The organism is Erwinia sp. E602 (genome assembly GCF_018141005.1).
Classification (GTDB): domain Bacteria; phylum Pseudomonadota; class Gammaproteobacteria; order Enterobacterales; family Enterobacteriaceae; genus Erwinia.
The window spans coordinates 3061901-3085130 of sequence record NZ_CP046582.1; the positions used below are offsets into that span (position 1 = coordinate 3061901).

A 23230-nucleotide genomic window follows, 5' to 3' on the forward strand; every position below is an offset into this window, starting at 1 on the left:
CTCTGATTTTCTCCCTGCCGCTGTGGTTAATGACTGAGGTTTTGTTTATGACTGCCGATAATCCTGAACAGGCAATGACCTTTGGCGAGCTGCTGACGATGATTGGCGATCAGCAACGTCGGCTGAACGTGCTGGAAAATGCCTTTTCGCTGCTTTCCTTCTGCCTGGATGAGCGGGCTAATCAGCTGTTGATCCACAGCCTGCGCCTTGAAGGGCAGAATCAGTACCGCGATGAGCAGACCCAGCAGCACTTTCTGCAGCTGGCCGGGGAGCTGGAGAAGCGTCGCAGCGGTGAGCCTCTCGGCGGCGTGAGCGAGGCCTGACGTATCCCGGCTCAGCGGGGGCCGCAGGGCTGTATGAAATAAAAGACGCTGAGTTTTCAAGTCTGTCCTGATGCGTCCTGCCGATGAACCTCGTCGGCGTAATGTGAAACTTCTGTTATAATTACGGAGCTCTAAGGAAATTCTGTATAAGAACCTCGATAAATCACTTTGTTGTCATCATCAACACGAGTAATAAAGGGGGTTATAAATGGACAGAAACAAAGACGTAATCCAGACACATCCCCTCATTGGATGGGATATCAGCACCGTAGACAGCTATGACGCAATGATGATCCGCCTGCACTCGTTGTCCTCTAATGAACAGCAGGCTGAAGATGCAGAAGTCGGCCAGACTTACTGGCTCACCACCGACGTTGCCAGACAATTTATTTCAATACTTGAGGCCGGCATCGCCAAGATTGAAGCGACGGAATACCAGGATCGCGATTACAAGAAACATTAGACCGCGCTAAACCGTTCAGAAAAAGGCACCCTACGGGTGCCTTTTTCATGCCCGTCAGTTTTGTTATCCTCACCTTAAAATTAATTGCATAAGCGTTGCCGCGCCGCGGCAATTCAGGGAGTAATACGGATATGGTGTATGACTTAATTATAGTGGGTAGTGGCTCGGTCGGCGCAGCGGCAGGCTGGTACGCGACCGAAGCCGGGCTGAACGTGCTGATGATTGACCGCGGTCATCCGCCGCACAGCGAAGGCAGTCATCACGGAGAGAGCCGCTTAATCCGCCACGCCTACGGCGAAGGCGCCCGTTACGTGCCGATGGTGTTACGTGCCCAGCAGCTGTGGGACCAGCTGGAACAGCAGAGTGGTGAACGCATTATGCAGCGCAGCGGGGTGCTCAATCTGGCACCGCAGCAGGCTGAGTTTATTCAAAACGTCATCCACAGCGCGCAGCAGTTCGGCCTGGAGGTCGAGGTGTTGAGCGGGGAAGAGGTCAGCCAGCGCTGGCCGCAGATTAGCGTTCCCGCCGGTTACGTCGGCGTATGGGAACCCCGTTCCGGTTATCTGAAATCAGAAGTGGCGGTTAAAAGCTGGATCGTCCAGGCCAGAGATGCCTGTTGCGCACAGCTGTTTAACTGCGAGGTCACCGCAATTAGCGAACAAAACGGCCTGCAGACCGTCAGCACCCCGGAGGGGGATTTCCAGGCGCGACGGCTGCTGGTGACCGCCGGAACCTGGGTAAAAACCCTCTACCCGGCCCTGCCGGTAACGCCAGTGCGTAAGGTGTTTGCCTGGCACCAGGCCGACGGCCGCTACAGCGAGAATAACCGCTTCCCCGCCTTTGCCGTGCAGATGCCGGACGGCGATCACTACTACGGTTTCCCGGCGGATAACAATGCTATCAAGATCGGCAAGCATCAGGGCGGCCAGCCGATCTCCTCCCCCGAACAGCGCACCCCGTTCGGCAGCGTCCGCGAGGACGGCAGCGAACTGTTCGGCTTTATCCGCCAGTTCCTGCCGGGCGTTGGCGTCTGCCTGCACGGAGAGTCCTGCACCTACGACAACTCGCCGGACGAAGACTTTATTATTGATACCTTCCCCGGCCAGCCCAACCGGATGATCGTGACCGGGCTGAGCGGCCACGGCTTTAAGTTTGCCAGCGTGCTGGGGGAAATTGCCGCGCAGTTTGCCCAGGGCATCGACAGTGAATTCGATCTGACCCCGTTCTCTCTTGCCCGTTTCAACCAGCCGGGGATCTGACCGGCTGACTACCGGCCTGACCGCCCTTCGGGCAGGCCGGATTGCCCCTCAGGCAACCCGCTGCCCGCTGCCGTTTCCCGCGCCCCCCCTTTCCTGCTCACCCGCATACATTGTACAGTAAACCTAATATCTCAAAAAAACGCACATTGACAAAAAGTGACAAAACACTGACGTTAATTTAAATTTGCGACAAAAATTATGAATATTATTATGTGCCCGGCATTTGCATCCGCTGCATATAATCGTGACTAAAACGCCTTAAAGGAGATCGCCCTTCTGATTTTCTGAGCATCTGATGAATTTATAATTCAAAAAATTTCAACAAATTAATAAATTATGCAACTTATGAAATTAGTGGTTGCTTTTAACCTTTCCGTTAGCCAATCTTTAATTCCCTCTACGTTTATCGGGCATTGAGATGCAGTGGAAGAATAGCGAGAGCCGTTATGGCTCACTGAGTATCAGCATTCACTGGTTAGTGGCGCTGGCCGTTTATGGCATGTTCGCGCTGGGCCTGTGGATGGTCACGCTGGGCTACTACGATACCTGGTATCACAAAGCCCCTGAGTTACATAAAAGCATCGGCATGGTGCTGTTCGCCGTGATGCTGCTCCGGGTGGTCTGGCGCTTTGTTTCGCCGCCGCCCAAACCCCTGAGCAGTTACTCCACGGCGGTGCGCCACGGCGCGATTACCGCCCATGTGTTGCTGTATGTGCTGCTGTTTTCGATTTTAATCAGTGGTTACCTGATCTCAACCGCTGAAGGCAAGCCGATCAATGTGTTTGGCATTGTACCGGTGCCGGCCGTGGTGGCCGGGCTGGGCGAACAGGCCGACCTGGCGGGTGACATTCACCTGTGGCTGGCCTGGAGCGTGGTGGTGTTGTCCGTATTACACGGGCTTGCCGCGCTGAAACATCACTTTATCGATCGCGATATTACGTTGAACCGGATGCTGGGTCGCCGCACCGATTAACCTTTGGAAATGGAGAGTTGTTATGTTTAAAAAAACCGTTCTGGGATTAACCACCGCCGCCTTACTGATGACGGCGGGTACCGCCGCCGCCGCAGACTACAAAATTGATAAAGAGGGCCAGCACGCCTTTGTGCAGTTCCGCATTAAACACCTCGGCTACAGCTGGCTGTACGGCTCGTTTAAAGATTTCGACGGTAGCTTCAGCTATGACGAAGCGGACCCGAGCAAGGACAAAGTCAACGTGACCATCAACACCGGCAGCGTCGATACTAACCATGCCGAGCGTGACAAGCACCTGCGCAGCGCAGACTTCCTGAATGCCGCCAAATTCCCGCAGGCCACCTTCGTGTCGACCGGTGTGACCAAAGAGGGTGACGAGCTGAAGGTGAAAGGTAATCTGACCCTGAACGGTGTGACCAAACCTGTCGAGCTGGAAGCGAAGCTGACCGGTGAAGGCAAGGATCCGTGGGGTGGCTATCGTGCCGGCTTTGAAGCAGAAGGTAAATTCGCGCTGAAAGACTTCAACGTTAAATCCGATCTCGGCCCGGCGTCACAGGAGGTTGAGCTGATTATCTCGGTGGAAGGCGTACGCCAGTAAGCTGAAGCGCGCTTCCCGCTCGTAACGCGGGAAGCGCAACCCTGTTACTCTTCCGGGGAAGGGATTTTCAGGGTGGTATTCAACATGCCGCGCGACTTGTTGAAGATTTTATTGCCGTTCTCGCGTCCCGCACGGCGAGCGCGCTGCTCTTCCGGCGTTAACGCCAGCTCTTCCTGACACAGCGGGCTGCAGCAGTGGCTGTACTTTTCCGCACAGCTCGGGCACTGAATAAACAGCAGGTGGCAGCCGTCGTTCAGGCAGTTAACGTGCGTATCACAGGGCGCACCGCACTGGTGGCAGTTGGCGATCACATCGTCAGAGATGCGCTCCCCCATCCGCTCGTCAAAGACAAAGTTTTTACCCTTGAAACGTACCGGCAGCCCCTGCTCGCGGGCGCGACGGGCGTACTCAATAATGCCCCCTTCGATGTGGTAGACGTTTTCAAAGCCGTTGTGACGCATCCAGGCACTGGCTTTTTCACAGCGGATGCCGCCGGTGCAGTACATCACGATCTTCTTCTCTTTGTCTTCCTGCAGCATATCCACCGCCATCGGCAGCTGATCGCGGAAGGTATCCGCCGGGATCTCCATCGCGTTATCGAAATGGCCCACTTCGTACTCGTAGTGGTTGCGCATATCAACAAACACCGCGTCCGGATCGTCGAGCATGGCGTTAACGTCCGCCGCCTTCAGATAAGCACCGACGTCGCTGGCATCAAAGCTTTCATCGGTGATGCCGTCGGCCACGATGCGCTCACGAACCTTAAGACGCAGCACCCAGAAGGATTTGCCGTCGTCATCCAGCGCGATGTTCATGCGCAGGTTGTTGAGCTGCGGATGGAAGCCGTACAGCATCGCCTTCATGGCTTCATACTGGCTGGCTGGCACGCTAAGCTGGGCATTGATGCCCTCGGCGGCCACATAAACGCGGCCAAACACCTTCAGCGCGGTCATCGCCACGTACAGCGCGTCGCGGAAGGCGCGCGGATCGTCAATGGTGAAGTATTTATAGAAAGAGACTGTGGTGCGCGGTTCGGTTTCAGCCAGCATGCGCGCCTTCAGCTCTTCATTGGAAACGAGGTTATGTAACACTGGCATGGTGTACTTTCCTGATTACGATGAGAGAAATTTTTGCGGCGCAATCATACACCAATAAACAATTTTTTGCAGTGATGAGAGAATTGTCTCATGCCCCGGTGTTTTGTCACCACAACCCTTACGAAGCATGACCTTAACGACAATCGTTAAATTCACTGCATACGCTTTCGCTCAGGCAGGCTACTTCCTTAAAATGGTGAAATATTCATCGCTTATCGGCATTTTTTTTCAGTAACTATCCGAAAAATGGCACAATAGGTCATAATTAAAATTTAACGGACAGCATAATAGTCCCCCCTTTTTGAGATCTGGAAACTCATGACTCAGCTGCCTCAATTTCGCCGCGCGTTGCTGCATCCCCGTTACTGGCACACCTGGTTTGGGATTGTCCTGCTGTATGCCCTGGTGCTGCTTCCCTATCCTCTGCTGTATCGTCTGGGCTGCGGGCTCGGCCGCCTGTCGATGCGTTTCCTCCGCTCACGTGTGAACATCGCCCGTCGCAATCTGGAACTGTGCTTTCCGCAGATGCCTGCCGCCGAACGCGAGGCGCTGGTAAAACACAACTTCGAATCGTTGGGCATGGGCTTAATCGAAACCGGCATGGCCTGGTTCTGGCCCGACTGGCGCATCAGCAAATGGTTTACCGTCAGCGGCCTGGAACATATCAGCAAAGCGGCTGAGAATAATAAAGGCGTGCTGCTGATTGGCATGCACTTCCTGACCCTGGAACTGGGCGCGCGCATCTTTGGCATTCACAACCCCGGCATCGGCGTTTACCGGCCAAATGACAATGCGCTGATCGACTGGCTGCAGACCTGGGGACGTATGCGCTCTAATAAGAGCATGCTGGATCGCAAAGATGTGAAAGGCATGATCCGCGCGCTGAAAAATGGCGACATTATCTGGTACGCGCCGGATCACGACTACGGCCCAAGAAGCAGCGTGTTTGTGCCGTTCTTCGCCGTTGAGGATGCCGCCTCCACCAAAGGCAGCTATATGCTAATCCGCATGGGTAATCCGGCGGTGATCCCGTTTGTTCCGCGCCGCCTGCCGGAAGGCCGCGGGTATGAAATGGTGATCCTGCCTGAACAACAGGTGCCGCTGGACGATGAGAGCAGCACCGCGCGCGCCATGAATCAGGTGGTCGAACAGGGCGTGCTGATGGCACCAGAGCAGTATATGTGGCTGCACCGCCGCTTCAAAACCCGTCCGGAAGGGCAGCCTTCACTCTACTGACAGCAGGCCGAATCGCCGGCCTGCTTTTTCAGACGATCCATGGGGACCCTGGGGTTAAGGGTGCACCTATTCCTGCATCAATGGCAATATCTTTAATGATCTGCGCATTAGCAGGATCCATACCAGGTCCTTTCGCACCTGAAACCTTGTTTTTTTCAATCAGTGTCAACTCTTTCATTTAAATCATCCTTTTCTTAATTAAATGAATAGTCTTAAAAAACAACAGATTAATAAAACCAATCACAGCAGAGGCAATGAACTCGTTACGGCCAAATAAATCCGGGAACTCACGTTGCAGCCCCGAACCAAAATACAGATGCGCAGCAATATAAATAACCAGACTCAGACAGGAGAAAACGTAATAAATAGAGAGAGTTATCAGCACACCAGCTGTCCTGACGTATTCTCTAAAAGACCAAACCATTAATAAACTGAATATGGCTGGTACGGTATAATTATTCAAACCCATCGTTTCGGCCCTCCATTACACAAGTTCAAATCACTGCTCATATGCATCTTTTATTTGAAAAATGTCCTGGCTTCGATACCCGCAATGATTCATCTCTGAATTCGAACTCAGTAAGGCCGAGACATAATCCGGATGGTGTTGGTTACTTTACCGCCATATAAGACTTGGCTTAGAAACTTATCGTGCTCATACGGATTTGCAGATGATGTTTAATGAGTTGTCGCACATCCGGATGTGACTACTGTATCCGGTCAGTACTTTCCACTAACACGCCGAGAAATTTTTCCGCCCCTTACCTTGCATCTTTGCCATCAGCGACAACAATTAACCTTGTTTTAGTCACCAGATATCAAGGATATGCCCATGAACCTGTATGCAACCCTGGAAGAAGCCATTGACGCCGCACGCGAGGAGTACCTGGCGGCCAATCCGGAAGTCGATGAAGAAGAGGCGTCGATTGAGCAGTTTAACCTGCAGAAGTACGTGATGCAGGACGGCGACATTATGTGGCAGGCGGAGTTCCTGACCACGGAAGCCGATCAGGGCGAAGGCCTGCCGGTCGCCAGCGGTGAGGCCGCTCAGGCGATTTTTGACGGCGATTTCGATGAGATCGAACTGCGCCAGGAGTGGCTGCCGGAAAATACCCTGCACGAATGGGACGAAGGCGAGTTTCAGCTGGAACCGCCGGCCTGCACTGAAGAGGCGGACGCCGCGGCAGAAGAGTGGGAAGACGACAACAGCGAGTCAGAAAACCGCTTCTGACCCGGCTGGCTTACTGGTCAGGCCGTGATGCGCAGCAGGCTCCGTCAGCTTACTCGTAGGGCCCGTGTTGCGCATCCACCGGCAGCAGCAGGGTGTCGACCACCAGCGACAGCGGCAGGTCGATGATGGCAATAAAGCGCCACGGCTTATCCTGAATGTCCCACTGTACGCCGGGATAGTACTGGTTACCGTGCCCCTGTCCGGGCACGGCTCTGCTGATAATGCTGCCGCAGCCGCACAGCATCACCGCCGCAAGCCCCACCGCCACACTGCGAATAAACCTTGTCACTGCATTCTGCCCCGGAGTAAAAAACGCACTATTCTACAGCGTGCTTTTTACCGCAACAGCGCATCAAGTGCAAAGAAAACGTAAAAACGCTGCTGTTTATCTTCCCACCCCACGCCGGACGCCGTTTTGCAGGCAAAAAAAACCGGAACACAGGGTTCCGGTTTTGTTACCACCAGGCTTACTGATTATTCAGCGCCTGCGGATTCAGCTTCAGGGTCTGATAGTGATCGAACCAGTCGTGATACTTATCGGCGTTCTGCCACAGGCGATAGTGCATGCGCGACAGCGTCACCGGATCGCTGAGCAGCGCCAGGCGATCGTCACGCCCCAGCTTCACCGGCGACTGGCTCAGCGCCTGATCGACACGGCGGTCGCGGGCGTATTCCAGAATATCGCTTTTCAGGTGACGCGAGGTCGCCAGCGCACTGGCCAGCGCGTTAAACGACGGGTGGAACATGGCGTGCATAAAGCCATTATCCAGCTGACGTTCACGGTTCAGCACCACGTAGCGGTCGGTATCCAGCAGCTCTTTCGGCGGATCGTACTCTTCCGGGATCAGGAACAGGCGGCCGCGTTTGGAGGCCTGGCCCAGCGTACCCCGGCTTGACCACACCGAGACAAACGGCGACAGGATCAGCGAGAAGACGATCGGCGACAGCCACCACAGGAAGTTGAGATCCAGCCAGCCCATACCGCCGGCCCATACCAGGCCCAGCAGCATCTGCGAACCATGGCGACGGAAGGCTTCGCTCCACGGCGTGGCGTCATCGTCACGCTGCGGCGAGTTCCAGACCACTTCCCAGCCCAGGAAGGCGCTGACCACGAACACCGTGTGGAACAGCATGCGCACCGGGGCCAGCAGCACCGAGAACAGCATCTCAAGGAACAGCGAAACCAGCACGCGCAGCGCGCCACCGTACGGCTTCGCTCCCTTGCACCACACCAGCACCACGCTGAGTAGTTTTGGCAGGAACAGCAGCACCAGCGTGGTGGAGAACAGCGCGATTGCCAGTTCCGGCCGCCACTGTGGCCATACCGGGAACAGCTGGCGCGGCTGCAGGAAGTACTGCGGCTCCATCAGCGTGTGCACCACCTGCAGCGCGGTGGAGAGTGCCAGGAACATAAACCACAGCGGCGCAGACAGGTAAGACATCACCCCGGTCAGGAACACCGCACGGTGTACCGGGTGCATGCCTTTCACCAGGAACAGGCGGAAGTTCATCAGGTTACCGTGGCACCAGCGGCGGTCGCGCTTCAGCTCGTCCAGCAGGTTAGGCGGCAGCTCTTCATAAGAGCCAGGCAGATCGTAGGCGATCCACACTCCCCAGCCCGCACGGCGCATCAGCGCCGCTTCCACGAAGTCGTGGGAGAGGATCGAACCGGCGAACGAGCCCTCACCCGGCAGCGGCGCGAGCGCACAGTGTTCGATAAACGGCTTCACGCGGATAATCGCGTTGTGCCCCCAGTAATGCGACTCACCCAGCTGCCAGAAGTGCAGGCCGGCGGTAAACAATGGCCCGTAGACGCGGGTGGCAAACTGCTGACAACGTGCGTACAGCGTATCCATGCCCGAAGCTTTCGGCGAAGACTGGATAATACCCGCGTTCGGGTTGGCTTCCATCATCCGCACCAGGCCGTTAAGGCACTCGCCGCTCATCACGCTGTCCGCATCCAGCACCACCATGTAGCTGTACTGGCTACCCCAGCGGCGGCAGAAGTCATCAATGTTACCGGACTTACGTTTCACGCGGCGGCGGCGGCGGCGATAGAAAATGCGCCCTTCCCCACCGACGTCACGCACCAGCTCCATCCACGCCTTCTGTTCTGCCATGCAGATGTCCGGGTTGTAGCTGTCGCTGAGGATATAAACGTCGTAGTTCTGCTGCTCGCCGGAACGCACCACCGATTCCCAGGTAGCGCGCAGGCCGGCAAACACGCGGCCGACGTCTTCATTACAGATCGGCATAATCAGCGCGGTGCGGTGCTCCGGGTTGATCGGCTCATCGCCGTTAGTCAGGTAAGAGATGCTGTATTTATCTTTACCGATCAACAGCTGCAGGAAGCCCATCAGCGCGGTCCAGAAGCCGGCAGAGACCCAACAGAACAGAATGGCAAACAGGAACAGAATACCGGTCTGCAGCACGTAAGGCAGGATCTGCATCAGCGACTGCTGCCAGTTCTGGTTGATCATCTCCAGCGGATCGATCAGCGCCCAGCCCTGGTACGGCAGAATGGTTTTCATGTACCAGGTGGCGATCACCGTCTGGATCAGCGTCAGCCCCAGCAAAATATAGCGACGAATGGAGCCAACGTGGCGCCATTTATCTTCGGTCTTCTGCTCTTCTTTGTTGGCATAACGGGGCGTTGATTTGCGCCCGCGCAGCGAGTTCCACGCCCGGGCCACCGGGTTGGTGCGCCACTCCTCCGGATACATCGAGGAGCGGGTGTGCTGCGGCATCGCCTTAAGCGTGGTGCGGTCCAGCGCGTCTTTATCAAACTGCGCGCCGTCGGCAACCGAGTCCGGCCAACTCATCTGCACGCGGGCTTTCACTGACTCCTGCGGTGCGTCGTCCGCACGGGTTTCTACCGGGCCATCCTCGGCCAGCTGATGGTGCAGCTGGCTGAAGCTCTCCTGCGGCCCGGCGGGAAGCGCGTCACGCAGCGCCCCTTTCCGCTCGGCGGTCAGGGGCAACGCGTCAATGTATTGATCGGGTATTACGGTCGATTTATTCATTGGCAGGCAACTGATAGCTCCAGGTTTCGGTCAGCGTTTTGTCGCCGTTAACCAGCGCCGCACGCATTTCTGTTGGCTGTTTATTGTCCTTCACCTTCAGGCGCAGCACCAGACGCCAGCCTTTGGTGACCGGGTTATAACGCACGCTGTTTTCAACCAGCTCGCCGTTATTACCAATGCTCACCTGCGGGGCCACCGGCGTATTTTCCGCCAGCTTGCTCATTTCCGGGCCGGTGAAGTCAACGATAAAGGCGACGGTGCCGTCCGGCTGGCGCACCAGGTTGGACTGCTTCACGTCACCGGTCGAGCGCAGCGTGCTTTTCACATAGGCCGTTTCGGGCGAGTGCAGCTGGTTCTCATCACGGGTGAAGTGCAGGCGATAGTTGAAGTCCATCTCTTTGCCCGGCTCCGGCAGGGTTTCTGGCGTCCAGAACGCAACGATGTTGTCGTTGGTTTCGTCAGAGGTCGGAATTTCAACCAGCTCTACGCGTCCTTTGCCCCAGTCGCCTTTTGGCTCGATCCAGCCGCTCGGGCGCAGATCGTAGCGGTCGTCCAGATCCTCGAACTGTTCGAAGTTACGGCCGCGCTGCAGCAGACCAAAGCCGCGCGGGTTTTCCACGGTAAAGGTGCTAACCGCCAGGTGGCGTGGGTTGTTCAGCGGACGCCAGATCCACTCTCCGTTGCCGGCGTGGATCGACAGGCCGTTGGAGTCGTGCAGCTCTTTGCGGTAGTTGGTGACCGGCGACGGCTGGTTGGCACCAAACAGGAACATGCTGGTCAGTGGAGCCACGCCCAGCTTGCCGACTTTGTCGCGCAGGAACACTTTTGACTGTACGTCAACGGTGCTGTCTTTACCTGGGGTAATCAGGAAGCGGTACGCGCCGGTCGCGCGCGGCGAGTCCAGCAGCGCGTAGATCACCAGGTGCTTATCCTGCGGTTTTGGCCGCTCGATCCAGAATGATTTAAAGCGCGGGAACTCTTCACCGGACGGCAGCGCGGTGTCGATCGCCAGTCCCCGGGCAGACAGACCGTAAACCTGGCCGTTGCCGATTACGCGAAAGTAGCTGGCACCCAGGAAGCTGGTAATTTCGTCTTTCTTATCTTTGCTGTTCAGCGGGTACAGCACTTTGAAACCGGCAAACCCAAGGTTTTTCAGCGTGTCAGGATCGTGCGGAACGTTGCCGAAGTTGAAATAATCCGCGGAGTATTTGATCGGACGAACGCTGTTTGCCGTCACTTCATTAAGCTGTACCGGGGTGTCGAAGTACATGCCCTGATGGTAAAACTCGAGCTTAAACGGGGTTTTCAGTTTATTCCAGTAGGCCTTATCATGGTTAAACTGGATCTGCTGATAGTCAGCATACTTCATGTCGCGCAGCTGCGAGGGCAGATTACTCTTCGGCGCCTCAAAGCCTTTACCGGCTAACTCCTTCGCCTGCTTTGCCACGTCATCAATGTTAAACGCCCAGCTGGCGCTGGTGTACATTGAAAGCAAAACGGCCAGGCAAGACCAGCGCAACAGCATCTTAGGTTTATTGTTCATTTTACTCAGCACATCTCCCCCTTCCGGGCGCGTAAATCAATTCAATCCATCTTAATGGATAATCTGGCTTTCCGACAGCCTGACAACGTTTTTGTTCCACTATTCTGAATCCTTAAGGTCCCACTTCTCAAGTGCTTAGCGGAAACAGAATCGACTGATAGTATACCCGCCTTTACTCTTCTAAAGTAAGCAGTAAGCTTTAGGCCGGTTCAGGGTGAACCGGAATGATAACGTGTTGAATAGTGGATAAATATGACTAAAACGACGCCGCAACGAGAATATTTTCTGGATTCCATTCGCGCCTACCTGATGTTATTAGGCGTGCCTTTTCATCTTTCTCTGATTTATTCATCGCAAAACTGGTCAGTAAACAGCCCGGCCCCCTCAGAATGGCTGACGCTGCTGAACGAGTTTATTCACGCTTTCCGCATGCAGGTTTTTTTTGTTATCTCCGGCTATTTCTCTTATATGCTCTATCTGCGCTATGCGCCGGGCGCCTGGCTGAAGGTGCGGCTGGAGCGGGTTGGCATCCCGATGCTGGCCGCCATTCCGCTGGTAACGCTGCCACAGTTCTTTATGCTGAAGGCCTGGACCAGTAAGGTTGGCGACTGGACGCAGATGACCACCTATCAGCGTTATAATGCGCTGATGTGGGATCTGATTTCCCACCTGTGGTTCCTGCTGGTGCTGGTGGTGCTGACCCTGGCCGGTTTCTGGCTGTTCCGCCTGCTGCGCGACGCCAGACCGGCAAAAACAGACTATTCCGATCTCGGCTGGGGCAAACTGACCCTGTTTATCCTGCTTTCTGCTCTGGCGTGGGGGGCGTTTCGCCGCGTAATGCTGCTGCTGGCTCCGCAGGTGCTGGGCGACGGTCTGTTTACCATGGCGGTAATGCAGTCGCTGCAATTTCTGCCGTTCTTTATTCTCGGGGCGATGGCGTGGAAATATCCGGCGATTAAGGCGCTGTTTGTGAAGCCCAACCCCTGGACCTTTATCGGCTCGGCGCTGGCGTTCGCCGCCTATGTGGCCAACATTTCCTGGAATAAAGGTGACGGCTGGCTGTACGAACTGGATGCGCTGTGCGCGATGCTGATGGGGCTGTGGATGGTCAACGTGGTGTTCTCACTGGGCTACCGCCTGCTTAATTCACACTCACCGCGGGTCACCTATCTGGTTAACGCCTCACTGTTTATCTACCTGGTCCACCACCCGCTGACCATCCTGTACGGCGTGTTTGTCGTGCCGGCCATTGGCAGCAGTACGCTGGGCTTCCTGCTGGGGCTGGTGATGGTGTTTGGCGCCGCCTTCCTGCTGTATGAGATCCACCTGCGTATTCCGCTGCTGCGCTTCCTGTTTTCCGGTAAACCGCAGGGTGCCAAAGCGCGCAGCTAGCGGGCCGTCAGCCGCTGCCTGACTCACGCTGCCGGCGCAGACGATCGTGCCAGTGCGGACTGCACTGGCATCCAGGTTGAGCGGCCCGCGACTGGCTGCCCCTGCTGGTCTGACAGCCTGGCAACGGGTGAGTATGCCCCCTGCCGTTGCGGTTACAGCAGCCACTCGATCGGTAAACGCCACACCAGCCTGACCAGCAGCCGCTGCATCAGGCGGGTGCGCGGTTCGTGCCTGTGCACCTGTTCACGCGCCTCGCCCGGATACTCAACCCAGTTGACCCGCCCCCACTTATCCAGCCGCAGCGTCCATGCCCGCTCGCGCAGGTTATCGATAAAGCGCTGGTGCAGGGTGGAAGCGAGGCTCTCGCTCTCAATCACCAGCCCCATCTCGGTGTTAAGCACCGCAGAACGCGGATCAAAGTTAAACGAGCCGATAAACACCGTTTTATTGTCCACCGAGAAGGTTTTGGCGTGCAGGCTGGAGCCGGAGTTACCGGTCAGCCCGCGGTCGTGCGGCGCATCCTGGGCGTTACCCTGTGGTTTCAGCTCATAGAGGGTGATGCCATGACGCAGCAGTTTCTTTCGCCACTTAGCGTACCCCGCGTGCACCACCGAGACGTCGTTGGCCGCCAGCGAGTTGGTGAGAATGGCGATCTTCACCCCTTTGCGCACCAGCGCCAGCAGCTGGGCCACGCCGGAGCGGGTCGGCACGAAGTAGGCTGAGATAATATCGAACTGCTGCTGCGGCTGGCCGATCACCTCGAGCAGCCGCTGCGGCAGCAGGCTGCTGGTTTTTGCCCGCCCCAGCCCTTTACGCGGATCGTCGCTGAGCAGACGGGTATGCGCCCAGATAAACGGCAGGCTGCGCTGCTCCAGCTCGCTGACGAATGTCGAACTGTGCAGGCGGCTCAGGTAGCGCTGCACCTTTTCGCTGTCGCGCCAGGCCTCCGGCAGTGACACCGCCGAGGGCGCGTCTGCCGCCGCCTCTTCAATCACCGACGCCAGCGGTGCCACGGCCTGGCACTGCCAGTAGCGGCCGAAGTCCCGCGAGACGTCGCTGACCACCGGCCCCACGGCCAGCACGTCGAGATCGGAGAACAGCGGCGCGTCACCCGCGCCAAAATATTCGTCACCGATATTGCGTCCGCCGACGATGGTCGCTTCACCGTCGACGGTAAAACTCTTGTTGTGCATCCGTCGGTTAAGCCGGGCGAAATCGGTCAGATAGCCCAGCGCACGCAGCAGGCGGAAAGAAAACGGGTTAAACAGCCGGATCTCAATATTTTCATGGCGGTTAAGTTCGCTCAGCGTCTCATCCAGCCCCTGGGTATTGTTGTCATCCAGCAGCAGGCGCACTTTTACCCCACGCTGCGCCGCCTCCAGCAGCGCGCTGAACAGCAGCCGCCCGGACATATCGTTCTGCCAGATGTAATACTGAATATCGAGCGTCTGCTGCGCCATGGCGATCAGCAGGTAACGGGCAGCAAAAGCATCCAGACCTTCCGCCAGCGGATAGATCCCGCTGTGCAGCGGATGCGCCGCCACCAGCGGCATGATCGCCCGCTGTAATCGCGGCGCCTCTCCGGGCCGCACAATTGACTCAGGGCCAACGTCGCTCATCACTGTTCCTTTACAAGTCTTCGGGTCACGTTGCTCTCCCCCGCCGCAGGATCGGCGCACGGAGGACTCAATCAGCGTAGCACGGGCGTCGGCCGCTGGCGGAAGTTAACTGAAAGCAGGAGGGGCGCGGCGTCACAGCCGCAGAGATCGGGCAATACAGAATAGCTCAGGATCAGAGCGATGAGTTATCAGACAGTTGGCAGGTTTTAACGTCGATTTTCTGTTCAGGGGGGGTACGAACGTCAGAAAGCCAGGTGAGCGTGAACAGCACCGTCACGGTGATCAGCCCGGCGGCCAGCAGGCCAATCAGCGCCAGCAGTTTGTCTTCTCTGGAATCCATTACGCCTCCCTCCGTGGTATCGGCATTGCAGCGGCCCGTTGCCGGGGGTTATGACAGCCACAATGTAATAGTCAGGACGAAGATTATAAGGGTTAGGGAGGTGACTGCAAGTACCACAATGGCAAACTGCGCATCATCCAGCGGGATCCGGGGCTCTCTTTCCGGTTTTAATTCAGAACTCTTTTTCATGTTCAGCCACAGCGTACTGGCAAAAACCCCACCCGGGTACCAGTAAAATTTAAATGACGTCCATTTCATACAGTCAGATAAAATTCAAAATTCGCCGTCCGGACAGGGCAACAAAATAAAGAATTGCTTACGTAAAATCAGCGCAGAACCCAGATAAAATAGCAGCGTCAGCCTGCAACACCACTCTGTCTGATGCGAATAATCATAACACAGCGGTGAAAAAGATTAATGCATTAAATTGACTTATACCCGCTGATTCAGGAATAAGATATTCCTTTTTTAATGCCCCCCGCAGCAGGTTTAGCCATCCTCCTGATCTTTGCGCTGTGAAACAGTTTATATAAATTAATGCAAGTCTCTGAGTCGTATCGGATAAAATGCCTGATTACGCACGCTTAACGTCACGCGCCGACCAGCGTCATTACGCCTGTTTTCGCCGCGTTTTTCGCCAGATGACGTGGACTCAGGCCTGAAATGGCTTGATAATACTGGCGCTAACGTGACAGCTTCGCCCTGATTCTTGCAGCGCTACCAGGTTTATTATGTATCGACATCGCCTTCCTGAAGAGAGTTTATTCATTTTTGAACAGATTATTGAGCAGAGCAGCCAGGCGATTTTTATTGTCGATAACATTCTGGCGCTGACCTTTGCTAACCCGGCGGGTGAAGTGCTTTATCAGCAACTGCTGAGTAGCGGAAAGCTGCGCGATGCCCTGCTGGCGGACGATCCGCAATGCGATCTCTCTTCCCCACGACAGCCCTGCTATCTGCGCACCCGAGTGGTGAATCTGAACGCTCCCCCTCACGCCGGTGATACCCTGCTGATCGCCAGCGACATCACCACCGAAGTGGTCGCACAGCAGGACGCGCGGCTCTCCCGCTGGCGTCTGGAGAAGACGCTGGAGCTGGCGGAAGAGGGCTTCTGGATGTGGGATATCACCAGCGGCATGATTTCACACAACAGCGACTGGAACCCGCTGTTTGGTTTTAGCGACGGCAAGCTGACTCACCATCAGGATGCGATGTTCGCCACGCTGCATCCTGACGATATTGCGTCGGTAAAACAGCATTTTTCCGCGCACCTCAGCGGGCAGACCTCGCAGTTTCACTGCGAGTACCGCGTGCTGACCGCCGCAGGCCAGCGCTGGGTGCAGAGCCACGGTAAGGCGGTGCGTCACGACGGCCAGGGGCAGGTGGTGGAGATGCTGGGTAAAGCCAAAGATATTACCGAAAAAAAACGCCGGGAAAGCGCGATGTTACAGCTGGCCTGGCAGGATCCGCTGACCCAGTTAGACAACCGCGCGCGCTTTTACGATAAGGTCGAAGCCGCGCGGACGCACGCTAACAACGGCCAGTTTTCCGCCCTGCTCTACCTCGACCTCAACCGCTTTAAAGAGGTTAATGACAGCCTCGGCCACAGCGCCGGTGATGAACTGCTCAAGCTGACCGCCCAGCGCCTGCGTGCCACCCTGCGCAGCCATGACACCATCGCCCGGCTTGGCGGCGACGAGTTTGCCGTGCTGGTGACCAACCTTGGCGAAAGTCACGCACCCGCGCGTGAAAAGTTGATCCTGCTGGCCGACCGTCTTTTGCACAGCCTGGAGCAGGATGCGACGATCGCCGAACGCCACGTCAACATCAGCAGCAGCATTGGCATCTACCTGTACCGTGACGACACCACGCCAATCGCGGAGATGATGCACAAAGCCGATATGGCGCAGTACTACTCCAAGCGTAACCAGCGCAAGTGGATGTTCTGGTCGTCGCGCCTGCATGCTGAACAGCGCCAGCGGGACAGCATCGAGAGCGGCCTGCGCCGCGCGCTGAGCAACGACGAGTTATTCCTCGAGTACCAGCCGCAGTTTTCGCCGGCGGGGATCCCCCTCGGTCTGGAAGCGCTGCTGCGCTGGCGTACGCCGGACGGTGAACTGGTGCCGCCCGCGACCTTTATCCCGGTAGCCGAAAACAGCGGGCTGATCCTCAATATCAGCGAGTGGGTGCTGGAGCAGACCTGTCGTCAGCTGAAGGCATGGCAGTCGCTGCGTGGCATGGACCAGGTACACGTCTCGGTCAATATCAGCCCTCGCCACCTGCGGCGCAGCGACTTTATCGCCCAGGCGGAACGCATCGTCAGCCGCAGCGGCATCGTGCCGCAGCGGCTGAGTTTTGAAATTCTGGAAACCGCGCTAACCGATATCGACGACGTGCAGCGCAAGCTGCTGGCGCTGCGCGATATGCAGCTCGGGATTGCGCTGGATAACTTCGGCAGCGGCATGGCCTCGCTGACCGGGCTGCGCCGTCTGGGGATCGATGAGGTGAAGATTGACCGCTCGCTGGTGATGGAGATGAACAGCAACGCCCAGCAGCTGCAAACCATCCGGGCGATTATCGCCATGTGTCAGGCGCTGGATATTAATATTGTTGCCGAAGGCGTAGAGAACCGGGCGCAGTTTGACACCCTGTGCCAGCTTGGCTGCCACCGTTTTCAGGGCTGGCTGTTTTCACGATCGCTGCCGGTGGATCAGGTGCAGAGTTTGTTTATGTGAGCGTTACCCGTGACGCAAACGGCGATCGCGCCAGCCAGAGCGCCAGGCAGATACTGAGGAAGATCGCTGAGCCGGGTAAGGGTAACAGGCTGTGCCGGGTAACGGTTTACACCGCCCGGTGAGCTGAGGAAATGGAAGCGGACGCGCCCTGGTCCTCCCTGGCACCACGGGGCACCAGGGAGAAAGTAGCGGCAGCAACCCTGCCCGTCAGAAATCGTAAGACATCGACAGTTTCAGCTGACGAGGCGCACCCTGATAGATGTAGGTGCCGTAAGTTTCCACACCTGACCAGTAGCGCTTGTTGGTGACGTTATCCACGCCAAGACGCCAGACCAGATCGTTCTCCTGTACCTTCATACGGTAACGCGCACCGAGATCCAGCGTGGTGTACGCATCCAGTTTCTTGCTGTTGGCCGGGTCTGCGTACTGCGAACCTGAGTGGGTCAGACGCGCGGTGGCGGTCAGCCCCTCGACCGGCTTGATATCATACTCCGCGCCCAGCACGCTGGTGAAGCCGGCCACGCCAACGGCTTTTTTGCCGTCATTGGTACCGTTCTGCGTTTTGGTCATGGTTGCATCCAGCCAGGTGGCGCTGCCGTTCAGGCGCAGGCCGAGCACCGGCTCGCCGAAAACGTTCAGTTCAACGCCGCGGTTGCGTTGTTCGCCGTTGAGGGAGAAATAAGAGGTGGTCGGATCGGTCAGCCCCTTCGGCTTTTTGATCTCAAACAGCGCCAGCGATCCGCCTACCCGGCCGGTATCCACCTTTACGCCAACTTCATTCTGCTTCGCCAGTGAGATGCCGGAAACCGTCCCCGAGTTTGAGGCCGTGGACGGTGCAGACTCCCCCGGGGCCAGCGATTCAATATGGTTAGCGTAGAGTGAGACCGCTTCCCACGGCTTAACCACGATACCGTACGCCGGCGTCCAGCGGGTTTGCGTAAAGCGTTCGTTCACTTTTTCCGCCGCGGTGCCGTAGGCATAGTTGCGTACCACTACCTTCTGATGACGGGCTCCAACGGTTAACAGTACCTTGTCATCCAGCATGCCCAACGTGTCGGACAGCAGGATCCCCTGGCTGCGCACGCGGCTGGTCGGGCGCGGATCGTCGAGATCGCCGCCAAAGTAGTTCATAACCGGTTCGGCCACGCTGCCCGGATTATAGATATTGGTGGCGTTGCCGCCGCTAAGATCCATACCGTAGGCCGTTTTTTCACGTTTTGTGGTGGCGGAGTAACCCAGATTGATGCTGTGATTCACCGGGCCGGTGGCTAACTGTCCACGCAGGCCAAACTGACCGCTGAATGCGTCGATCTCTTTATTGGTATCCATACGACTGATTTTTGCATCACCGCTGGCGTTGCTCAGCTTCGGCGTACCGTAAGCGCCGTACTCGTGTGAATGCTGACCACCTACCGCACCGTACAGGGTCCACTCCTGCGCCACGTCATACTCGGCGCGCGCCATACCAAACTCGCTCTCCAGGTTACTGTAAACCCAGTTCTGGCTGTAGTTGCTGGTGGCTTTCGGCACTTCCGGGATAAAATCAACGCCGCTGACGTTCACCCCAAGACGGCCGCCGTGATAGGCCTGCTTCTGGTAGCCCATATCCAGCGAGGTACGCAGCTTATCTCCACGGTAGTCCAGCCCCAGCGAAGCCAGCGTGGTGCGGCGCTTCTCATTATCAATCGCTGAATCGCCCTCACGGTCCAGCAGGTTAACGCGTACGCCCCACTGGTTGTCGTCGCCAAAGCGGCGGCCGGCGTCCAGGCTGCCGCCGATCTGATTTTTGCTGGTGTAATCAACGCCAACGCGGGTCAACGGCACCTCTTCAGCGTGCTTTGGCTCCAGGTTGATCATGCCGCCTACGCCGGAAGCGGCGCCGCCGTTCATCAGCGCGTTAGCGCCTTTAAACACCTCCACCCGTTCAACCATCTGGGTGGACACCACCTGACGCGGCATCACGCCCGAGAGGCCACCAAAGGTCATATCGTCGCCCGCCAGGTCGAAACCGCGGATGCGGTAGGTCTCGGCGAAGTTGCCGTAACCCTGCACGTTCTGGATCGAGGCATCGTTCGCTACCACATCCTTAATCGATTTCGCCTGCTGATCCTGAATCAGCTTCGCGGTGTAGCTGACCACGTTAAACGGCACGTTGCGCGCATCCTGCTCACCCAGCATGCCCATACGGCCACCGTTAGCGACCTGCCCGTCCAGATAGGCCGGTACCAGCCGATCGCCGCCCGGCGTAAACTGCGCCGCGGGGGTGGCCACTACGGTCAGCGTCTGCTCAGGGCCTTTATCGTCGCTGGCGGAGGTTGTCAGTCCGCCAGCGGCAGCAGCCGGAAGCGTCGCTGCGCTGATGGTCAGCGCCAGCAGGCTCAGTTTGAACCGGGCGGAGGTGGGGAGAGATGCGTGCATGGGCCATCCTGCTTGTTCTGGAATGATAATGCTTATTATTGGGATTGCGATTATCCGAATCATTCCTGAAAATGCAAGCTGAAATACGCGCCACGAATTAAGTGACGGGCCGCCCGTCACGCGGACTGCGGCAGCCACTGAGCAATTATCGCTGCCGTAACAACCAGATAAAGCAGGGGGCACCAATAAAGGTTGCCAGTAATCCGGCCGGAATCTGATAGGGGAAAATCACCACCCTGCCCAGCCAGTCGGCCAGCAGCATGATGGCGCTGCCGAGCAGGATCGCCACGCACAGCTGCGACAGCGCCCGGTGATAGCCCAGCAGGCGTGCCAGATGCGGGGCCATCAGACCGACAAAGCTCAGTGGACCAATCATCAGCGTGGCGGCGGCGATCAGCGCGGCGGCCAGCAACAGGATCAGCAGCCGTGACTTCAGCAGCGGCACGCCGGTACTTAACGCGGTGTCAGCGCCGAGCGGCAGAATGGTCAGCCAGCGCCGCAGCAGCGGGATCGCCGCCAGCAGCACCAGCGCCAGCCCGGCCACCGACAGCGCCTGGCCGCCGGTGACCCGGTATGTCGAACCGGCCAGCCAGCTGAGTACTTCGCCGCTGCGCGGGTCACCGCTGGCCAGAAACAGCGTCAGCAGCGTACCGTACACCGTACTGAGGGCGATGCCCACCAGCAGCAGGCGGGTGGCAGAGAGCCCGCCGCGGCTGGCAAGCACCACCATCAGCGCGAGGGTCAGCCCCGCCCCGCTCGCGCCGGCGGGCAGCAGCCAGACGCTGATATCCCCCGGCACCAGAAACATCAGCAGTACGATGGCGCAGGCGGCGCCGGAGCTGACGCCGAGCACCTCCGGGCTGGCCATCGGATTACCGGTCATCCGCTGCACCAGCATACCGGCGGCGGCCAGCATCGCCCCGGCTACCGCTGCCGCCAGCACCCGCGGCCAGCGCCACTGCAGCAGTGACGGGTCGGGCATCAGCCAGCGGCCGCCGTCGCCGCTGAACAGAGCCAGCAGCACCAGCAGCAGCAAACCTGCGGCCAGCAGCAGCAGGCCGCGCGCGTTCAGATGCCGCTCGCGGCGCACGGCGAGCGTGGCGTCCGCCTGCGCCACCCGCGCATGACGCAGCCGCGGCAGCAACCACAGCATCAGCGGCGCGCCGAGCAGGGCGGTCACCGCACCGGTAGGCAGCTCGCGCCACAGTCGGGTCAGCAGTATCACCGCCTGATCGCTGAGCAGCAGCAGCAGCGCCCCGAGCAGAGCGGCGCCGATCAACCGCGAAGCCAGCCGGCGCACGCCCAGCAGCCGGGTGAGGATCGGCGCAAACAGCCCGATAAACCCGATCACTCCGACGCTGGCCACGGTCATCGCGCTGAGCGCCACCGCCAGCAGCAGCCCGGTAACGCGCACCAGCGCCAGCCGCATCCCCAGGTTACGCACCACGCCATCGTCCAGGCCCAGCAGCGCCAGCGGACGGATCATCAGCGCAATCAGCCCCCCTGCCAGCAGCATGCGCGGCCAGAGAAACTGTACCGCGCTCCAGTCATACTGATTAAGCATGCCGCTGCTCCAGATAAACAGATTCTGCAGCCGATCGTGGTTAAACAGCGCCAGCAGGCTTTTGACCGCGCCGCCGTACAGGCCAAAAACCAGCCCGGCAAGGATTAGCGTCACCGGCGACAGCTGCCGCCCCCAGGCGATGCTCAGCACCAGCCCGCCGGCCAGCAGGCCACCGGCCAGCGCGCCCAGCTGCTGGCCGCCCTCTCCCCAGCCGGCAGCGTACAGCGTCATCAGCGTCAGGCCCAGCTGCGCACCGGCGGCCACGCCGAGGGTCGAGGGCTCCGCCAGCGGATTACGCAGAATTTGCTGGAACAGCGTGCCGGCTACGCCCAGCCCGGCACCGACCAGCAGCGCCAGCACGGTCCGCGGCAGCAGGCTGAAGTGAAACAGCATCTGCCGCACGTCATGTTCGTCCGGCGCGGTCAGCGCCTGCCACCACAGCAGGTGATCCAGCTGCTGCTGGCCGTTGATGAACAGCAGGATGAGCGCCAGTGCCGGCAGCAACAGCAGCAGTGAACGGCTCATGCTGCCTCCTCCAGCGTCAGCGTCAGCAGCTGACTGAAACGCAGCGCAGAGTAGTTAGCGCCAAAAAACCACACCGCCGGCAGCAGGTGCAGTTTGTTCTCACGCACGAATGGGATACTGCGCCACAGCTGCGCCCGGGCGATCTCGCGCATCGGATCGTCGTCGCCGTGCAGGAAACAGAGCGCTCTCACCCCTTCGACCTGTGCCAGCCGCTCGATACCGATAATGGCGCTGCCCCAGGCGTTGGTTTCCCCCTGCCAGGCGCTGACCAGCCCCAGCCGCGCCAGCACATCGGCAAACAGGCTGCCGCGCCCAAACACCATCACCCGGCGGCTGTCGAGAAAGCTGAACAGCAGCAGGGGTTCCTCACGAAAGCGGTGCAGACGCTGCGCGGCTTCAGCGAACCGGTGCGACATGCCGTCGAGCCAGGTTTCGGCGGCCGCTTCACGTCCCAGCAGCCCGCCCAGTGCACGCAGATCCTGTTCGGTCGTGGCTAACGGCCCGTGCGGCGCGCGGCTGAACTGGCTGACCCACTGTGGGGCCAGCGGCGCAATGCGCGCGGCGTTGGGGCCGAAGCCGCTGGAGAGCAGGATCAGCGATGGCTTGAGTCGCTGCAACAGTTCAAGACTGGGCTCACTGCGCAGGCCGACATCCTGCACCGTCGCAGCAAGTTCAGGCTCCACCACCCAGCGGCGATAGTTGGGCAGATCGGCTACCGCCAGCGGCATGACCCCCAGCGCCAGCAGCAGCTCCACCGGCCGCCACTCCAGCGCCACAATACGGCCAGCAGCGATCGGGGTGGCGAGCAGTGAACGGCAGTTCAGCAGCGGTGTACAGGCCAGCAGCTTCAGCAGGCGACGGCGGGAGGGGCAGGCAACGGCGTTGTTCATC

The 23230-nt window shown here is 58.3% G+C and carries 20 protein-coding genes; 9 read left to right on the top strand and 11 right to left on the bottom strand.

From position 1 onward, the window contains the following. Positions 1 to 47: 47 nt before the first annotated feature. From GKQ23_RS15570 to GKQ23_RS15590, 5 genes are all read left to right on the top strand, one after another. Complete coding sequence (locus GKQ23_RS15570; protein ID WP_056236644.1) at positions 48 to 323, top strand: hypothetical protein; 276 nt, start codon at positions 48 to 50, stop codon at positions 321 to 323. A gap of 208 nt (positions 324 to 531) precedes the next feature. Continuing rightward, entirely contained in the window at positions 532 to 786 is a 255-nt protein-coding gene (gene bssS / locus GKQ23_RS15575) for a biofilm formation regulator BssS (protein ID WP_056236645.1), read from the top strand. 131 nt (positions 787 to 917) lie between these two features. Next, positions 918 to 2045 carry an N-methyl-L-tryptophan oxidase gene (gene solA, locus GKQ23_RS15580; protein ID WP_056236646.1) on the top strand — a complete coding sequence of 376 codons (1128 nt, stop codon included), beginning with the start codon at positions 918 to 920 and terminating at the stop codon, positions 2043 to 2045. A 418-nt stretch (positions 2046 to 2463) separates the two neighbouring features. Next, positions 2464 to 3018, top strand: coding sequence for a cytochrome b (locus tag GKQ23_RS15585; RefSeq protein ID WP_056236647.1), 555 nt, complete (start codon positions 2464 to 2466; stop codon positions 3016 to 3018). A 22-nt stretch (positions 3019 to 3040) separates the two neighbouring features. Beyond that, a complete protein-coding gene (locus tag GKQ23_RS15590) occupies positions 3041 to 3616 on the top strand; it encodes a YceI family protein (RefSeq protein ID WP_056236648.1) in 576 nt (191 codons plus the stop codon). Positions 3617 to 3660: 44 nt separating this feature from the next. On the opposite strand, the gene GKQ23_RS15595 is transcribed toward GKQ23_RS15590, so the two are convergent. Continuing rightward, positions 3661 to 4713, bottom strand: a complete 1053-nt coding sequence (locus GKQ23_RS15595; protein ID WP_212408754.1) for a rhodanese-related sulfurtransferase — start codon at positions 4711 to 4713, stop codon at positions 3661 to 3663. Between the two features lie 318 nt (positions 4714 to 5031). Between GKQ23_RS15595 and GKQ23_RS15600 the strand changes: the two genes are divergently transcribed. After that, positions 5032 to 5949: a Kdo(2)-lipid IV(A) acyltransferase gene (locus tag GKQ23_RS15600; RefSeq protein ID WP_212408756.1), complete on the top strand. Its 918-nt coding sequence runs from the start codon at positions 5032 to 5034 to the stop codon at positions 5947 to 5949. A gap of 28 nt (positions 5950 to 5977) precedes the next feature. On the opposite strand, the gene GKQ23_RS15605 is transcribed toward GKQ23_RS15600, so the two are convergent. Then, positions 5978 to 6127, bottom strand: a complete 150-nt coding sequence (locus GKQ23_RS15605; protein WP_212408757.1) for a hypothetical protein — start codon at positions 6125 to 6127, stop codon at positions 5978 to 5980. Beyond that, on the bottom strand, positions 6128 to 6418 hold the full coding sequence (locus GKQ23_RS15610; RefSeq protein ID WP_212408759.1) for a hypothetical protein: 291 nt from the start codon (positions 6416 to 6418) through the stop codon (positions 6128 to 6130). It lies immediately after the preceding gene. Positions 6419 to 6781: 363 nt separating this feature from the next. Between GKQ23_RS15610 and GKQ23_RS15615 the strand changes: the two genes are divergently transcribed. Then, positions 6782 to 7180, top strand: coding sequence for a MysB family protein (locus GKQ23_RS15615; RefSeq protein ID WP_212408761.1), 399 nt, complete (start codon positions 6782 to 6784; stop codon positions 7178 to 7180). 49 nt (positions 7181 to 7229) lie between these two features. Here the strand turns inward: GKQ23_RS15615 and GKQ23_RS15620 are convergent, their stop codons facing one another. From GKQ23_RS15620 to GKQ23_RS15630, 3 genes are all read right to left on the bottom strand, one after another. Further along, positions 7230 to 7424: a YceK/YidQ family lipoprotein gene (locus tag GKQ23_RS15620; protein WP_233208941.1), complete on the bottom strand. Its 195-nt coding sequence runs from the start codon at positions 7422 to 7424 to the stop codon at positions 7230 to 7232. A 223-nt stretch (positions 7425 to 7647) separates the two neighbouring features. Continuing rightward, positions 7648 to 10203 carry a glucans biosynthesis glucosyltransferase MdoH gene (mdoH, locus tag GKQ23_RS15625; protein WP_212408763.1) on the bottom strand — a complete coding sequence of 852 codons (2556 nt, stop codon included), beginning with the start codon at positions 10201 to 10203 and terminating at the stop codon, positions 7648 to 7650. After that, positions 10196 to 11746, bottom strand: coding sequence for a glucan biosynthesis protein G (locus GKQ23_RS15630; protein WP_212408765.1), 1551 nt, complete (start codon positions 11744 to 11746; stop codon positions 10196 to 10198). The genes mdoH and GKQ23_RS15630 overlap by 8 nt, the downstream gene beginning before the upstream one ends. A 252-nt stretch (positions 11747 to 11998) precedes the next feature. On the opposite strand from GKQ23_RS15630, the gene mdoC reads away from it, so the two are divergent. Beyond that, positions 11999 to 13138, top strand: a complete 1140-nt coding sequence (mdoC, locus tag GKQ23_RS15635; protein WP_212408766.1) for a glucans biosynthesis protein MdoC — start codon at positions 11999 to 12001, stop codon at positions 13136 to 13138. 152 nt (positions 13139 to 13290) lie between these two features. Here mdoC and GKQ23_RS15640 read toward each other — a convergent pair whose 3' ends face one another. Together GKQ23_RS15640 and GKQ23_RS15645 are read right to left on the bottom strand one after the other, a co-directional pair. Next, a complete protein-coding gene (locus tag GKQ23_RS15640) occupies positions 13291 to 14691 on the bottom strand; it encodes a phospholipase D family protein (RefSeq protein ID WP_371820219.1) in 1401 nt (466 codons plus the stop codon). 238 nt (positions 14692 to 14929) lie between these two features. Beyond that, on the bottom strand, positions 14930 to 15097 hold the full coding sequence (locus GKQ23_RS15645; RefSeq protein WP_212408768.1) for a hypothetical protein: 168 nt from the start codon (positions 15095 to 15097) through the stop codon (positions 14930 to 14932). A gap of 731 nt (positions 15098 to 15828) precedes the next feature. Between GKQ23_RS15645 and GKQ23_RS15650 the strand changes: the two genes are divergently transcribed. After that, on the top strand, positions 15829 to 17832 hold the full coding sequence (locus GKQ23_RS15650) for a bifunctional diguanylate cyclase/phosphodiesterase (protein WP_212408770.1): 2004 nt from the start codon (positions 15829 to 15831) through the stop codon (positions 17830 to 17832). A gap of 207 nt (positions 17833 to 18039) precedes the next feature. Here the strand turns inward: GKQ23_RS15650 and GKQ23_RS15655 are convergent, their stop codons facing one another. The 3 genes from GKQ23_RS15655 to fhuD form a co-directional block, all read right to left on the bottom strand. Further along, positions 18040 to 20250: a TonB-dependent siderophore receptor gene (locus GKQ23_RS15655; protein ID WP_212408771.1), complete on the bottom strand. Its 2211-nt coding sequence runs from the start codon at positions 20248 to 20250 to the stop codon at positions 18040 to 18042. Between the two features lie 145 nt (positions 20251 to 20395). Next, positions 20396 to 22339, bottom strand: a complete 1944-nt coding sequence (fhuB, locus tag GKQ23_RS15660; RefSeq protein WP_212408772.1) for a Fe(3+)-hydroxamate ABC transporter permease FhuB — start codon at positions 22337 to 22339, stop codon at positions 20396 to 20398. Then, positions 22336 to 23229, bottom strand: a complete 894-nt coding sequence (fhuD, locus tag GKQ23_RS15665) for a Fe(3+)-hydroxamate ABC transporter substrate-binding protein FhuD (protein WP_212408773.1) — start codon at positions 23227 to 23229, stop codon at positions 22336 to 22338. The genes fhuB and fhuD overlap by 4 nt, the downstream gene beginning before the upstream one ends. Position 23230 lies beyond the last annotated feature (1 nt).

Bases quoted from the DNA above. Each gene is read 5' to 3' on its own strand.
- GKQ23_RS15570 (WP_056236644.1), top strand. From the start codon at position 48: ATGACTGCCGATAATCCTGAACAGGCAATGACCTTTGGCGAGCTGCTG.
- bssS (WP_056236645.1), top strand. From the start codon at position 532: ATGGACAGAAACAAAGACGTAATCCAGACACATCCCCTCATTGGATGG.
- solA (WP_056236646.1), top strand. From the start codon at position 918: ATGGTGTATGACTTAATTATAGTGGGTAGTGGCTCGGTCGGCGCAGCG.
- GKQ23_RS15585 (WP_056236647.1), top strand. From the start codon at position 2,464: ATGCAGTGGAAGAATAGCGAGAGCCGTTATGGCTCACTGAGTATCAGC.
- GKQ23_RS15590 (WP_056236648.1), top strand. From the start codon at position 3,041: ATGTTTAAAAAAACCGTTCTGGGATTAACCACCGCCGCCTTACTGATG.
- GKQ23_RS15595 (WP_212408754.1), bottom strand. From the start codon at position 4,713: ATGCCAGTGTTACATAACCTCGTTTCCAATGAAGAGCTGAAGGCGCGC.
- GKQ23_RS15600 (WP_212408756.1), top strand. From the start codon at position 5,032: ATGACTCAGCTGCCTCAATTTCGCCGCGCGTTGCTGCATCCCCGTTAC.
- GKQ23_RS15605 (WP_212408757.1), bottom strand. From the start codon at position 6,127: ATGAAAGAGTTGACACTGATTGAAAAAAACAAGGTTTCAGGTGCGAAA.
- GKQ23_RS15610 (WP_212408759.1), bottom strand. From the start codon at position 6,418: ATGGGTTTGAATAATTATACCGTACCAGCCATATTCAGTTTATTAATG.
- GKQ23_RS15615 (WP_212408761.1), top strand. From the start codon at position 6,782: ATGAACCTGTATGCAACCCTGGAAGAAGCCATTGACGCCGCACGCGAG.
- GKQ23_RS15620 (WP_233208941.1), bottom strand. From the start codon at position 7,424: ATGCTGTGCGGCTGCGGCAGCATTATCAGCAGAGCCGTGCCCGGACAG.
- mdoH (WP_212408763.1), bottom strand. From the start codon at position 10,203: ATGAATAAATCGACCGTAATACCCGATCAATACATTGACGCGTTGCCC.
- GKQ23_RS15630 (WP_212408765.1), bottom strand. From the start codon at position 11,746: ATGAACAATAAACCTAAGATGCTGTTGCGCTGGTCTTGCCTGGCCGTT.
- mdoC (WP_212408766.1), top strand. From the start codon at position 11,999: ATGACTAAAACGACGCCGCAACGAGAATATTTTCTGGATTCCATTCGC.
- GKQ23_RS15640 (WP_371820219.1), bottom strand. From the start codon at position 14,691: ATGCCGCTGGTGGCGGCGCATCCGCTGCACAGCGGGATCTATCCGCTG.
- GKQ23_RS15645 (WP_212408768.1), bottom strand. From the start codon at position 15,097: ATGGATTCCAGAGAAGACAAACTGCTGGCGCTGATTGGCCTGCTGGCC.
- GKQ23_RS15650 (WP_212408770.1), top strand. From the start codon at position 15,829: ATGTATCGACATCGCCTTCCTGAAGAGAGTTTATTCATTTTTGAACAG.
- GKQ23_RS15655 (WP_212408771.1), bottom strand. From the start codon at position 20,250: ATGCACGCATCTCTCCCCACCTCCGCCCGGTTCAAACTGAGCCTGCTG.
- fhuB (WP_212408772.1), bottom strand. From the start codon at position 22,339: ATGAGCCGTTCACTGCTGCTGTTGCTGCCGGCACTGGCGCTCATCCTG.
- fhuD (WP_212408773.1), bottom strand. From the start codon at position 23,229: ATGAACAACGCCGTTGCCTGCCCCTCCCGCCGTCGCCTGCTGAAGCTG.